Origin of the sequence: Paraburkholderia sp. RL17-347-BIC-D, from assembly GCF_046027915.1 — a bacterium.
Taxonomy (GTDB): Bacteria; Pseudomonadota; Gammaproteobacteria; order Burkholderiales; family Burkholderiaceae; genus Paraburkholderia.
The window spans coordinates 305,771-319,939 of record NZ_JARESS010000003.1 but is presented as its reverse complement, the minus strand read 5'-3'; the positions used below and the strand labels follow the sequence as shown (position 1 = coordinate 319,939).

General features: G+C 58.8%; 8 protein-coding genes. All 8 read right to left on the bottom strand.

Translation table 11 applies throughout. The features are described 5' to 3' along the window. Positions 1 to 2 precede the first annotated feature (2 nt). Entirely contained in the window at positions 3 to 4,742 is a 4,740-nt protein-coding gene (locus tag P0D96_RS06905) for an RHS repeat-associated core domain-containing protein (RefSeq protein ID WP_408312604.1), read from the bottom strand. 16 nt (positions 4,743 to 4,758) lie between these two features. Next, positions 4,759 to 5,295, bottom strand: coding sequence for a hypothetical protein (locus P0D96_RS06900; protein ID WP_408176281.1), 537 nt, complete (start codon positions 5,293 to 5,295; stop codon positions 4,759 to 4,761). Positions 5,296 to 5,302: 7 nt separating this feature from the next. Next, positions 5,303 to 5,665 (bottom strand): hypothetical protein, encoded by a 363-nt coding sequence (locus P0D96_RS06895; protein ID WP_408312601.1) that lies wholly within the window; start codon positions 5,663 to 5,665, stop codon positions 5,303 to 5,305. A 43-nt stretch (positions 5,666 to 5,708) separates the two neighbouring features. Beyond that, positions 5,709 to 8,855 (bottom strand): type VI secretion system Vgr family protein, encoded by a 3,147-nt coding sequence (locus P0D96_RS06890; protein ID WP_408312598.1) that lies wholly within the window; start codon positions 8,853 to 8,855, stop codon positions 5,709 to 5,711. Between the two features lie 566 nt (positions 8,856 to 9,421). After that, positions 9,422 to 10,399 carry a T6SS immunity protein Tli4 family protein gene (locus tag P0D96_RS06885; protein WP_408312595.1) on the bottom strand — a complete coding sequence of 326 codons (978 nt, stop codon included), beginning with the start codon at positions 10,397 to 10,399 and terminating at the stop codon, positions 9,422 to 9,424. Positions 10,400 to 10,455: 56 nt separating this feature from the next. Next, a complete protein-coding gene (locus P0D96_RS06880) occupies positions 10,456 to 10,935 on the bottom strand; it encodes a hypothetical protein (protein WP_408312592.1) in 480 nt (159 codons plus the stop codon). A 139-nt stretch (positions 10,936 to 11,074) separates the two neighbouring features. Continuing rightward, positions 11,075 to 11,338, bottom strand: a complete 264-nt coding sequence (locus tag P0D96_RS06875; RefSeq protein WP_408312589.1) for a hypothetical protein — start codon at positions 11,336 to 11,338, stop codon at positions 11,075 to 11,077. Positions 11,339 to 11,642: 304 nt separating this feature from the next. Further along, positions 11,643 to 14,114: a DNA topoisomerase (ATP-hydrolyzing) subunit B gene (gene gyrB, locus P0D96_RS06870; RefSeq protein WP_132376457.1), complete on the bottom strand. Its 2,472-nt coding sequence runs from the start codon at positions 14,112 to 14,114 to the stop codon at positions 11,643 to 11,645. Positions 14,115 to 14,169: the final 55 nt, after the last annotated feature.

Sequence of the window (14,169 nt, the reverse complement as noted above, 5' to 3'; positions counted from 1 at the left end):
CATTAACTCCCAAACTTCAAAATATTGCCGCCGACGAGGCTGCCCTTGTCGGCGCTCGATACGAAATACTGAGTGCCTCCGCCTTTGCCCAGGTTGGGATTGGCGAGCGACTGTCCCTTCGCCACGCAAATGTCCTTGGTGACAACGAATGCCCTCAATTGGCTTCTCATCGGGCGGGCGTCGACTGTATTGCCTGCGTGCGAAATCTGCGTCATATCGTTGTACTCGCGCGCTGACCCGCCTGTGTTGAGAATCGTGCGAGCGTCGGAGAAATAGTTACCAGGCAAAGCGGTCGCGATCTTGTCGGGCGGCGCATACGGGTACAACGTGTACAACACTGTACCGCGCTTCAAGACCGTGTTCGTGTAGGAGTCGACTCCGGGATAAGGGTCTTTGCCTTGCCAGCTTCGCGCCTGCGCAGCCGGGTCTTTGCCGGCACAGGGATCCTTCTGGCAGCAATCCTTGTTCGGTGTTTGCGCTTTCTTCTTGAGCCCCAACGGGTCGATCCAGCCCGTGGGATTCGGCGCGTACTGGTACACATTCCCGCCGGCCAGCAGTCCGATCGGATCTTTGGACGTAAAACGTCCGGTGCCCGGATCGTAGTATCGGTGACGGTTGTACGCGAGGCCGGTTTCGTCGTCGTAGTGTTGACCCTGGAAGCGAATTGGATTCCGCACAGCGCTGGCCGTCGCTTTCGACACGCGCGCGATTACATTGAGCGCCTCACCCCAGGCCTTGTATTTGGCTTCCCAGACGACTTCACCGAATTCATCGGTAAGCAGTTGCGGCGTGCCGAGCTGATCGCAGTGGTAGTAAAAGATGTGCGCGGGGGGCGGAAGAACGACAGGCTTCAGCAGCGGATCGTCTTCCGGCGCATAGCGATCGGTCTGCTTCCAATCGGGCGTAGCGATACCCGCGATCGCGCCGGAGACGAACTGCGCCAGCGGCACGAACGACCCCGCTTCATATACATAATGCGTGCTGCCTTCATCGGCGCTTTCGTACGCCAGCGTATCGCCGTCCCAGCCGAACGTCGTGCGTTTGCCGTCGACCTCTTTACCGATACGGCGCCCGAACGCGTCGTAGAAATAACGCGCCTCGTGATGGCGCGCCGGCTCAGCAACACTGGCCGCCGTCATCCGGTTGAATTCGTCCCACTCGTAGCGCTGCTCGGCGCCTGCCGAGCGTTTGGAAATCAGGTTGCCGCGGGCATCGTAGGTAAAGTGTGTGCCGGCGTAGTCCTTCAAAAGATTGCCCAGCACTCTCGGCGTCTGCGCCGGCAAGGTACTCGATTGCAGACCGCCGCTAGTGCGTGCCTGGGCCGGATTGCCCGGATCGACAATATTGCTCGCCGGATCGAATGCGAAACGTTCGGTCGCAAAAGGGCTCATTGCTTCGATCAGCCGTCCGACGGGATCGTATTGATAACGCGTCACGCCGTCCCGGCTGTCGTCGATCTCTTTCAGTTGCCCCACGGCATCGTACTGATACCGCCGTGCCACGATCGCAGCGGGTGCGCCGGTGCGTTTGAGCGCCTGGGACTCCATCCGTCCGACCGGGTCATAGCGCGTGTTCTGCGCAATCCGGTTCGACAGCGTGCGTTGTGTTTCGCGATGCAGGTCGTCGCGCTCGAACTGAATCAATTCCTGTCCGTCGAGCTGCATGCCGTGCACGTGGCCCGTGCCATACACCAGCCAGTCGACGGCATGACCATCGGGCCGCACGGTTTTGATGCGCGTGCCGATCTCATCGTACTCATGCCGCCACACATAGCTGCGGCGCTCGCCGAATAACGCTTGCGCGTGATGTTCGCGTACCAGGTTGCCGACTGGATCGAAGAAGTGCTGCACCCGGCTGACGGCGTTTTGTGCATCGATGAGACGGCCAGTTCCGTCGTACATGAAACGCTCGTCGCCCGCACCGGCGACGCGCCGCGCGAGGCGTCCACCGCTGTCGTATTCGAGCTGAGTCTTTTGTCCCGCTTCATCGACGGTTTGTAACTGGCCAGTCGCCGCGTCGTAGCCGTACCGGGTCGTCATCCCGTCGAAGCCGATTTCCTCGAGGAGGCGCCCAACCGGATCGTAGTGAAACTGGTAAGTCGCGTGGTTCGAATCGGTGAGTGCGCTCAGCCGTCCGGCGCGGTCGTAGCGATAGCTCAGCAGTTCGCCCGTTGCATCACGACGATGCGCGATTCGCCCGGCGGCATCGTATCCATAGCGGGTGACCTGGTTCAGCGGATCCGTATGCACGAGGAGCCGGCCTTCGGCGTCGTACTCCAGCTTCTCGATTCCCGCGGCAGATTGGACTTGAGCCAGTTGGCCGTTGCCGCCATAGCGATAGGCGACACTCCGCCCGCCCGCGTCCTTGCTCCCGAGCAGGCGGCCTTCTCCATCGTAGGTCCACTGCGTCGTCTTCCCCGAACAATCGGTATAGCTGACAAGGCGGCCCGCGGCATCATAAGCGAGTGCCTTCGCGCCGCCCTTTGCGTCGACGATCTCGGTCGGCTGTCCCTGAGCGTTGTAGCTGTATTGCGTCTTGTGACCCAGCGGATCGATCTGCGTGGTGACATTGCCTGCATCGTCATACTCGCGGGCCCAGCGATACGCGTGCGGATCGATGATGACCGTCATCTGATCCTTGGCGTCGTACTCCATGCGTACCACGCTGCCATCCGGGCGCGCCTGTTCGATCGGGTTGCCGCGCTCGTCGTAGGTGAAGCGCTCGACGCTGCCGTCCGGGTAAATATGCTGCGTCAGGTTGTGCTGGGCGTCGCGGTAGAACCACTCATCGAGGCCGTCCGCGTAAATGATCCGATACGTGTAGCCGTCGATATCGAAGTAGTAGCGGGTGAGGTTGCCGAGCCCGTCAGTCACGTCGACGAGACGGATATCCGGATGCCACGCGAGACGCGTGTCGAAGCTACCGTCGTCCGCGTATTCGCGCACGCACTTCGCCTTGGGTCCCGTGCCATCCCATTCGAGATTCATGCCACGACCAGTACGATCCGTGTATCGCGTGACGAGGTGATGTGTATAGGCGTACTCGCGACGATTGCCGTGGCGGTCGGTTGCCGCAATCAGGTCGCCATGCTGGTCGTAGGCGTAACGCACCAGCGTGCCGACTCGTTCGCCTTCCTGGTCGATCTCCACCGCTTCGCTCAGACGGCCGCTCGCGTCGTGCGAAAACACGACGATGCTTTGCGAGGTGATCAGCCGCGTGAGCCGATGCGCGTCGTCGTAATCCAGCGTGATCTGACTGCCGTTGCGGTCCTTCAGGAAAGCGAGCCGGAAAGCACCACCGCGTTTCTCGTACGCTTCGAGCAGTTCATGGCCGCGCGTGAGCGTGAGCCATTGATTGTCGAGCTGCGCGAGCGTGAGATCTTCGGCGAGATCATCGTGCGTCTCACCCGCCTTGAGCAGCGGGTAGTCGAGACTGCGTCCGCTCGGATCGTGATAGACAAGCTTCGCCGCGTGGATATCGAAGCGAGTGGTGTAAGGCGTGATCCAGCGCGCGCCCAGATTGCTTTCGTCGTAGGCGGAGAGAAATGAACGGTACGTGCGTCGCCAGACCACCGGCATTGCGCCGGGCAAAACGAAGTCCTGGTGATCGAAGCGTTCGTCGCCGAGTGCATAGCCGATCGAGCCGCCGCTGCGTCCCAAGCCACAGCTCTTGCAGTCGCTCGCTCCCGGATGCTTGGCCTTCGCCTGCGTCGCGATCGTCTCCAGTTCGCCTTCGGTTTTCTTCAACTCGGCTTCAACCTTGCCGGCTGCCTTGATGCCGACGGTCTGTTTGTGTTTCTGCTTTTCCTTCCACTTCGCCACGGCCTGCATCAGCGCGTCGAGCATCCAGATCAGGCCGCCGACATCCGCGCTATTCAAGCCCTTGATCTTCTCCATCACCATCGGAATCGCATGGCGCGCTTCCGCGGCCATCTGCCTGAGCCGTTGGTTCGTGGACGGCGAGATTTCATTCGCTGCACGTGACGCAAGATTCGCCGCGTCCTTCACCAGCACCTTGGTGCCGTCTTTCAGATACGACCACAGGTTCTCGGCGACCTTGCTCGCGTCATGGGCGGCAAAGCCGTCGCCGACTTGTGCGAGATGTTTGTCGGCCGCGCGATAGTTGCCCGACGTGTCGAAGAGCTTGCCCGATGCCGCGCCTTCGAAGACCTGCGCAAGACCTTCGAGCAGCTTCTTTGCATGATCCGCGCAATCGTTGAGCATCTGTGCGAGCTTCGCCTGCACTTCCTGAATGAATTTCTCGATATCGCCAGCGAACTTCGCGCTGATGTGCGCCACCAGCACCGAGATGATCGTATCGGCGATCATCTGCGCGCCGCCCTCCGCCACGGCCTTGGCGCTCTTCGCGAGTTCCTCGCGAGCGAGCTTCATCAGGGGCCGCGCGCCCATACGGAATTCGCCCATCACGGGCGGCAGCGGGATCACGCCGATGAGGTCGATACCCAGATTCAGATAATCGAAGAAGTCTTTCGACTCCGCTTCGATCAGCCGTTTCATATCCATCACGACATCGATCGCCGACAGAATGTTCGAAACGACTGGAATGTAATTGGCCAGTTGCTCGACGCGCTCCAGCGTGATGTAGCCGTCACTGACGCTCTTGAGCCACGCATCGAATTGCTCGAGCGCGGAGCCGACATCCTCCTTGGCGATGGTGACGAGCGGCGCGATGGCGACTTCGGTTCGGACAACGGCGGTAGTCTGGGCAGCGGCTGCGCTCATGCTGGATCAGGTCGGTTTAGTTGCTATGGGAAAAGAGTTTGTCGTAGGCGCATCCGAGCAGAATCCAGCCCGGGCTTTCCTGCTGATCGACAAGCAATCTGATTTCCTTCTCGCCGACCGGCTTGCGATAGTCGACGCCTCGCCAATGCGCGTTTTCGCGCAGTGAAATCGTGCCGGCTCCTTCGCTCATGCCGCCGATGCGTTCGGCCCATTGCCTGGCAACGTTGATTTCGTCGCCTTGGGCTGCGGGAATCGCGAGCAGCATTTGCCGCGGCGATACGAGCGACACCAGATTCGACGATGTACCCCAGGCCTCGATCGGTTTCTGCGTTTTCCAGGCGAGATCGACGGCCTTCTCGTGCGAGGGCTGACTTGCGAAACCCGGCACGGTGGCGTTGTCGACTCTGCCGATGAAGCGGTCGATCTGACGCGCGTCGAGCTTGCACTCGACGAAGCGGGCGATCGTCCGGAGGTCGGCTGTCGACTGGGCGTGCGCGCTTGCGGCAATCGCCACGCCGCACACCATCGCCATTATCGTGTGAGGGAATTTCATCTTCGACTTACTTGACCTTGCAATCGGTCGCGGCCGGGAACGTGGTCGAGAATGCGCCCACACAATGAAGCGTGATCTTTTGGCCGACGCGCGAGCGGATCTTGTCGATGCTTTTTTTGTCCGCAAAGGTCACGCGTACCGCGGAGTCCGAGTCGTCGCCAAGCGTGCCGATGACGTCATCGGTCAGGCCGGAATCGAGGGACAGCAGCTTGCCGGTCAGAGCGAGCGGCTTATCGGTGAATTTCGTCGCGGCGTCGACGTCGCTGTCGTATTGCGACGCCATCGCGGCGGCGGAAATCCTCAGTTCGGTTGCCCCGAAAGCCAGCGAGGTGACTGCAAACGCGAATGCGAGAAAGGCCGTTTTCTTCATGGTTGGACTGACCGTTGCTTGGTGTCGAATGATCGGCATCGCGTCAGACAATGCCGTTGATTGCCGGCAATGCGCTCCGTGCCGATTGCGCGATGCTGCTGATTTCCTTGGCCGTGCTTGCGGCCTGACTGGCTTGTGAGACCGCGGCGCTGGCGCCTGAAGGTAACGCCTTGGTGAGCGCGTTTTGGGCGTATCCGGTGGCCTGGCTTTTCGCCATCGACGTTAGGCCGCCGCTGCCTTGTGAGGCGATGTTGGCGAGGCTCGCGAGTTGCGACGCACCGCCGACGGCCGAGCCCACCGCGCCCTTCGCCGTACTGGCCAACGCGCTCGCTGCACTCGCTGCAACGCTGGAGCTTCCGGCCGCGGCGGCTGCGCCCGACGCGCTGCTAGCCGCGGCAGGCAGGAACGAAGCCATCTGCGATGCGGCTGCGGCGTCGCCGGACGCGTTCAACGGCTCGGCTGGCCAGTTCATGCTCTTGAAGTAATTGGCCGGCTGCGAGGGATCGCGAGGATCGGCGCCGAATTGCACTTGCGCCACGCCTGGCGGCAAACCGCTGACCGTCATGCGACCGTTTGCATCCAGCGCGCCTTGACGCAGAACTCCACCGTTGGCGTCCAGTACCGAAAACTGCCCGCCTTTGACCGGCTCGCCATTCGCGTATTGATGGAGCAACTCGAGCTGTCCCGGTTGATCGGGACGGGCCGACGGCAGTGGATAGCCCTGACTCGTCGGGCCGTTGAAGCTATGCTGCGCACCTTTGACATCGACCATGCCCGGCGCGTGAATATCGATGTTGCCGCCCGCGATACGGATGTACGCGCCGCCGCTCGTCAACAGGATCTCCTGATCGGCGGCTGCTTCGATTTTTTCGGTTGCCGAGAGCAACCTGAAGGTTTTCTGCGCGGTGAGTTCGACGTTGTCCGACTGTGACTGGATTTCGACTTTGCCCTTCGCCGCGAACAACTTCATGCCCGCGTTCTGCACGAACAGGCTGATCTTTTCACCGACGCTGGCGAGAAGCGATTTTCCCGTGGCGATGTGTGTGCTCTGCCCGCTGACCAGATTGACATGCTCTGTCGCGGTGCTGTGCGCCGACTTCTGCGTCGAGATTGCGATGCCCGCCGGCGTGGCGAACAGCATGATCGGCTCCTTGAAGGCGTTGGCGCTGCCTGTGCCGCCGCCGGCTGTGTTGCCTCCGCTGCTTGTAGCGCCCGACACGCTGTTCTGCGTGGCATCCGTGAAAGACTTCAGTGCGTCGTGGCCTTCGTTCAGACTTTCGGCCTGGTGTGTCTCGCTCGCCCGTGAGAGCGCTTCGATCACGCTTTCGGAATTGGTCAGTTGGCTGTTGGCGTCGCGCACATCGAGCGGCTGGCTCGACGTGCCGTTGGCCGGATGCGTCGTGACGTAAAGACCTTGCGCCGCGCGAACTGCGCCATAGGCGTCAGACTTGAGATCGAAACCGCTGCCGAGATACGCACCACGCGAGTTGCCGTTCTGGGCGATCAGATAACCGAGGTGCAGTTGCGCGTTGGTGCTCGAGCTGTAGAGCTGCACGCGGTTCTGACCGGTGGCATCGTCCATCACCATCTGGTTGTAGCCGCTGCCCTGATATTCCTTCGACTTGTGGCCGGAGAGAATACCGTTCGAATGCCAGTCCGGCGTTTTCGCGCCGTTGTAGACGCGACCGGTGACAATGGGCCGGTCGCAATCGCCGTCGAGGAAAGAAACGATCACTTCCTCCCCGATGCGCGGGACGTGAACACCGCCATAACTACCGCCAGCGTCCGACTGCGCGACGCGGATCCAGCACGACGCATTCTCGTCGCCCGGATTCAGGCGATCCCAATGCATCTGAACTTTGATGCGGTTCAGTTGATCGGTGTACACCTCTTCGTTCGCCGGACCGACCACGGTCGCGGTTTGCATGTGCATCTCGGGTTTTTCATGCTCGAACGGGCTGCGGAAGGGGATGGCCTTGCGTTGGGCTTCAACCGTTGCCATGAAGAAGCCTTCGCTGCCGTCCGTGGCTTTGACCACCAGCGTCGGATTGTTCGCGTGCTGCGCGCGGGCCGCGGCGATTTTTTGCTTCAGGCTATGCGGAAAGTCCGTCGTGCCGCTCGAGACGGGCAGGTTGTTCTCGATCACCCACTCGACCGCGATGACCGCGAACTGCCGCTCCTGTGCGCTGCCCGCGCCGTGGTCCGGATGATTGGTGAGTTCGAACCAGCGGCCGGCATCGACACGGCGTACCGCGCCCACACCGCTGAAGCGCTTGGCGCGCGACTCCCATTCTTCCATCCGCACCTTCGAGAGCTGGTCGCCGCGGTTCTGTTTGGCGTAAGAATACGCGCCGGTGTACTCGTACACTTCGGCCTGCTGCGGCAGATCACCTTGGGTGCTCAAGGTCGGCGTCGCCGTGCCTTTCGGATTCGCGGCTGGGGACGGCACCTTGTAGTCGAAGGTGCGGGTGATGAGCGACGTGCTCTGCAACGTGCGGGTGCCGCTCCATTGCACGAAGGCATCCGTTTCACTGTTGGTGCCCGAGCGGTAGAAATCCACCGTTTGTGGCGAAAGCGGTTGCAGGGTACTGATATCGTCGGTAACGACCAGGATGTGCGATTTACCATCCGCAGCCTGTTCGAAATAGCCGAACAGGCCTTCCGTTTCCATCAGCCTTTGACAGAAATTCCAGTCATCCTCGGATTGCGCGCAGAATGAACGCTGCGGCAATGGGTTTCTCAAGCTGAAGCGGAAAGCACCCTGCGCCTGCGGATGCATATTGAATACATCGGTGAGAATTTCATCGACGGTTTTATCCTGCCAGATGCGTGCATCTTTTCTGAAGCGCAGAAAATGCATCCATGAGACAAAGCCGATCTGATAGCTGGTAATCGCGCTGTCGGAGCCTAAACGACGGGCGGTATCGACATAACCGTGGTGCGGGGCATACGACTGGTCGGTTTGCTGAAGCCACAGTGTGACCGGCTGGGCGAGCAGCTTCTTGAGTTCGATATTGTTGGTGGTGGAAACTGTGTCCAACGTGAATTCGTAATCGCGGCCAAGACGGGAATGCCCTACCACCCTTTGCGGCAATAGGACGTCAGTACCCAGCGGCGTGTCGAGTTTCAGCAGGCGCTCGCTTTGCAACAATCCGCCTTTTATCGCCGCAATAATCTCCTGCGCGCCCATACCGCCTCTTTTTATGCAATTCGCGCCCCCGCGCTACCGCGCGATAATACAAAAGATTACGAGGATGTCGCAATCGTATTATTAAAGGCAAATGTTAAATCGGAAATTGTTTCTGGGTGGGTCTCGACTTTGTTTTTGCCGGTAAAAATAACTTGTCGGCCCGTATTCGGCATTGAGGGTGGCTAATGTCAAAACAAATACCGAACGCATCTGCAGCCTGCCGATGTAGCGCGCTCCATGGGCAGAGTCTTTGTCCAGTAGTCATCGGTCAGCGTTACAGCCTCCGCAGCGGCGAGACGCGCCAGAAACTGGTCGGCTGACTTCAAATCTCGTAGCTCGGCGCGATCCTGCTCCATTCTTGACTCAGGTGAAGAGGTGAAGCGAATCGTCCACCATCTAAGTGGTGTACACGGCCGAAGCTGAATGTTTCATACTCTGTAAAAACGCGGTATTGAAATTAGTGAAGCGTCGATAAGTTAATTGCGGCGCCCGATGTATCACCAACGTCAGTCCGATGCACCCCACGATCATCATCGCTGTATGCACCGGCCCACCAACGTCCCCCACTATTGAGCCGCCCGCCGCCTTATCGACGCCGCAATCCCCTTCGCCATCAGATCAAGCTCCTCCGCCGACACAGGCGCATTCCCCTTTGCATCCTTCGCGTTTCTCTCAACCAGGAGAAGCAGATTAGGCGTATCAACCGGTGCATTAGAATCCCCTTGCACCGTAGCCAGATACCCATAATCCGTCGAGCCGTCATCGCGTGTGATGATCGCCGATGTTTCAACGCCCTCCCGGCCATCGAGCTTGACCGTCCGGTAAGGCGCCGCACCAACAAGCTTGATCCGCTTGCCGATTCCGTATTCATAACCCCACACGAACTCGCTCTTTTGTTTAGACGTCAGCTTGGGGTCAACTGCCAACGCTTTCTCATCGAGAAAAAAAATTGTGACGTCGGGATGGTTCTTCAAACGAAACGATACGCCCACCTGGCGCGCCGAGTCTTTCCCGTTATCGGCAACGAACATGTCCGGCAGACATACACCATCGCCTTTGGGAATTTCGTAGGCATTGCGCGCGGAAAGACCCTTTAGAACCGCTTCAGTACGTTGCTTCGCCACAGAAGGATCCGACGATGACTCGCGAAAGCTGATTGCCCGCCCATTCTCATAAATGTAGAACCCAGCCGCACGATGCCCGGCCCAGGCAAATGCGTCCGGCCGTCCCGCCGGTATCACCTCAAACCGGCCGTTCTCATCGGTCGACGCTGAGCTCGAAACCACCCGCGTTTTAATCCCATCCAGGATCGAACCGAAGTCAGCATGCGACATCGATCCGGTTATCCGGAAAGTACCGTTATAAATAAAAACGGAGTGCATTGCCGGCTGATCGTCGGAAAACCGAATTGGATTTTCTTGCGGCTTGGAAAACGCGGTGGGAATGGTCAAAGCAACATCGACATCGCCAGGAATCGTCAATTCATAGCGGCCGACGCATTCCTGATGTGCTTCCGCCATGGCACGAGACGACACAGATTGCATCGCACACACCAACGACGCAAGTGCGACCAATTTCCAGCGACTTCTAAACTGTCTCATCAGCTAAGTTCTCCCCCCTTACTCGCATCGGCAGCCGACGCATCCTGTTCATATGCGTCAGTTGGTTTCGGCACCTGATAGTTCTCCGCAACAAGCGACGTGGCAAAACCCAAGTTGTTGTTCTCGCCTTTCGTCCACTCAATAGGAAGCGAAACAATGAATCCCGCGAGTTGGGACAAACTGGCCGCGGCCTTCTCGTGCTGCGGCTTCGCCCAGAAGGCCTCGTCGAAAGGCATCTTCCCACCAGTCGACTTTTTTTCCGGATCCCATGTTGGCCATATAGACGCGAAATCGCCTTGCTCATCCGGCGAATCTGACAAAGCTCGATTGCGAGGAATAAAGGAAAACGCCGCTTCATATAACTTCTGATTCGCGTCCGCCACCGTCTGTATCGCTTTCCAGTTCGCCGGATTAGCAGGCTGATTGATCGCTCCCATCAACTGCGTCGCCGGCCGGACGTTGCCCGCGATGCCAAACAATTTTTTCCAAACCTCCTGCCGCAGATGCCGTGCAAACGCCCTCGTCACCTTGACGTGGCCACTCCCGTCGATGTCGTGTTTCTCCGTTGCGCTATCCGCAACCAGAACGGCGATTTCAGAGTCCCGCGACCCCAACAGACTATAGCAGCCACATCATCTCCGCTACCAGTTGCTTAGCCGCGTCTTCAACGGGCGCGAGCTGCTGTTTCAGCTTCTCTAGGTACTTACCGTCGCCGAGGTCCGGCCTTCTGACGAAGTACTTGTCGAGCAGTTCCAGTGCCGATGACGTCCAAAGATGCTTGCTTGTGAGGACGGAACCGCTGCCTAGTAGCGCTGCGTCGCGCCAATGCGCGGCCGCCTCTAGGATCGATTTCGAATCGTCGTCGCCGCAGTACCTGCTCATATCATGCTCTCAGATTATTAGACGCGCCGACGCAGACGGGCGACAGTTGCCACAGTCGCGACGGCAAGCGGGAGAATACTTTAAATATGATATCGGCGGAATGAAACTCGGTGGCTGCTCTAGTGCGTAATCCCCGGTGCGGAGGAAAATGAATCGGTAAAAAATCTTCAACAGAGATATCTGTGCATGCATCCTGGGATGCCGCGGGACGCGGACAGTCTGAACCATAAAAAAGACCCGTAAGTTTCTCAACTTACGGGTCCTATGTTCTTACGTCATGCATTTATCTCAGCAGAGGAGGTCCTTAAACATCAATATTCCCCGCCCGCAACGCATTCGACTCAATAAACGCCCGACGCGGCTCCACATCGTCACCCATGAGCGTAGTGAAAATGCCATCAGCCGCAATAGCATCCTCAATCTGCACACGAAGCAAGCGACGCACAGTCGGATCCATCGTCGTCTCCCAAAGCTGCCCAGGGTTCATCTCACCGAGGCCCTTATAGCGCTGCTTCGAGATATTGCGCTCAGCATCAGCCAGCAACCACTTCATCGCACTCTTGAAGTCAGTAACAGCCATACTCCGCTCACCACGCTTAATGACAGCACCAACCCCAATCAACCCCTTAAACGTATTAGCAGTATTGATCAGCTGCTGGTAATCAGCGGTGAGTTGAAAATCCTGATCCAACACAGAAATCTTCTGATTCCCGTGATGCGTCCGCGCGACGCGCAACGAGCGCAGTTCACGCACCGGGTCATACATCGTCGTAACCTTAACTTCGGGCTTCAACGGATCATCCCGCAGCTTCGCTTCCAGAGCCTTAGCCGATGCATCAGCCGCTTCCTCGCTGGACAGATCGATCGCGATCCCATCCATCACAGCCTCGAGCGCGCCAGCGTCATACAACCGGCTCAGACGATTCACCACAGCCTGAGCCAGCAAATAAGCCCGAGCCAACTCACCCAACGCATCCCCAGTAATCGGCGTAGCCCCTTCAGAAGCCAGCAACTCCGACCCCTGCAAAGCCAGCTTCAGAATGTGAGCATTAACCTCAGCCTCATCCTTCAAATACCGCTCGTCCTTCCCGGCCTTGATCTTGAACAGCGGCGGCTGCGCGATATAGATATACCCACGCTCGATCATCTCCGGCATCTGCCGATAGAAGAACGTCAACAACAGCGTCCGAATGTGCGCACCGTCCACGTCAGCATCGGTCATGATAATGATGCGGTGATAACGCAGCTTATCGAGGTTGTAGTCTTCCTTACCAATCCCGCAACCGAGCGCGGTGATCAAAGTAACAATCTGCTCCGAAGAAAGCAGCTTGTCATACCGTGCTTTCTCCACATTAAGCACCTTGCCGCGCAGCGGCAGAATAGCCTGAAACTTCCGATCCCGACCCTGCTTCGCCGACCCGCCTGCCGAGTCACCCTCGACGATATAAATCTCGGACTTCGCCGGATCCTTCTCCTGGCAATCCGCCAGTTTCCCAGGCAACCCAACACCGTCGAGCACACCCTTCCGACGCGTCATCTCCCGCGCCTTCCGCGCCGCATCCCGCGCGCGCGCCGCATCCACAATCTTGCCGCAAATAATCTTCGCGTCATTCGGCGTCTCAAGCAGAAACTCTTCGAGCGCCTTCGCGACCACATCTTCCACTGGCGCGCGCACTTCCGACGACACCAGCTTGTCCTTCGTCTGCGCGCTGAACTTCGGTTCCGGCACCTTCACCGACAACACGCACGACAGCCCTTCACGCATATCGTCACCCGAAGTCTCAACCTTCGCCTTCTTAGCGACTTCGTGATCGTTGATGTACTTGTTCAACACGCGCGTCATCGCCGCACGCAAACCGGTCAAGTGCGTCCCACCATCACGCTGCGGAATGTTGTTCGTGAAGCACAGCACGTTTTCGTTGTAGCTGTCGTTCCACTGCATCGCCACTTCCACGCCCACGCCGTCTTTCTCGCCGCTGATGTGGAAAATGTTCGGGTGCAGCACGGACTTGTTCTTGTTGATGTACTCGACAAAGCCCTTCACGCCGCCCACGAACGCGAAATCTTCTTCCTTGCCGGTGCGCTGGTCGGTCAGCTTGATCCGCACGCCGTTATTCAGGAACGACAGTTCGCGAATCCGCTTGGCCAGAATGTCGTAGTGATATTCAATGTTGCCGAAAATCGTCTCGTCCGCGAGGAAGTGCACTTCAGTGCCGCGGTTTTCGGTGTCGCCGGTGACTTGAATCGGCGAAACAGCCACGCCGTCGATCTCTTCGATAATGCGGTTCTGCGGCACGCCACGGTGAAATTCCATGAAGTGCTTCTTGCCGTCGCGGCGAATGGTCAAACGCAGCCACGCCGACAGCGCATTCACGCACGACACGCCCACGCCGTGCAGGCCGCCGGACACCTTGTAGCTGTTCTGGTCGAACTTGCCGCCGGCGTGCAGCTCGGTCATCACAATTTCAGCGGCGCTGCGCTTTGGATCGTGCTTGTCGTCCATCTTCAGACCGGTCGGCACGCCGCGGCCGTTGTCGGTGATGGAAATGGAGTTGTCCGCGTGAATGATCACCTGGATGTCGTTGCAGTGCCCCGCCAACGCTTCGTCGATGGAGTTGTCCAGCACTTCGAATACGAGGTGATGCAGACCGGTCCCGTCCGATGTATCCCCGATGTACATCCCGGGCCGCTTACGCACCGCCTCCAGACCTTCGAGGATCTGAATCGAGGATGCGCCGTAGCTGTTATCGGGTTGCGAATTGTTCGTTTCAGTCATGGATTTTTTCCGGTTCTGCGTTGCTGCAAGGTTGCTGCTCGGGACTTTTCAAATC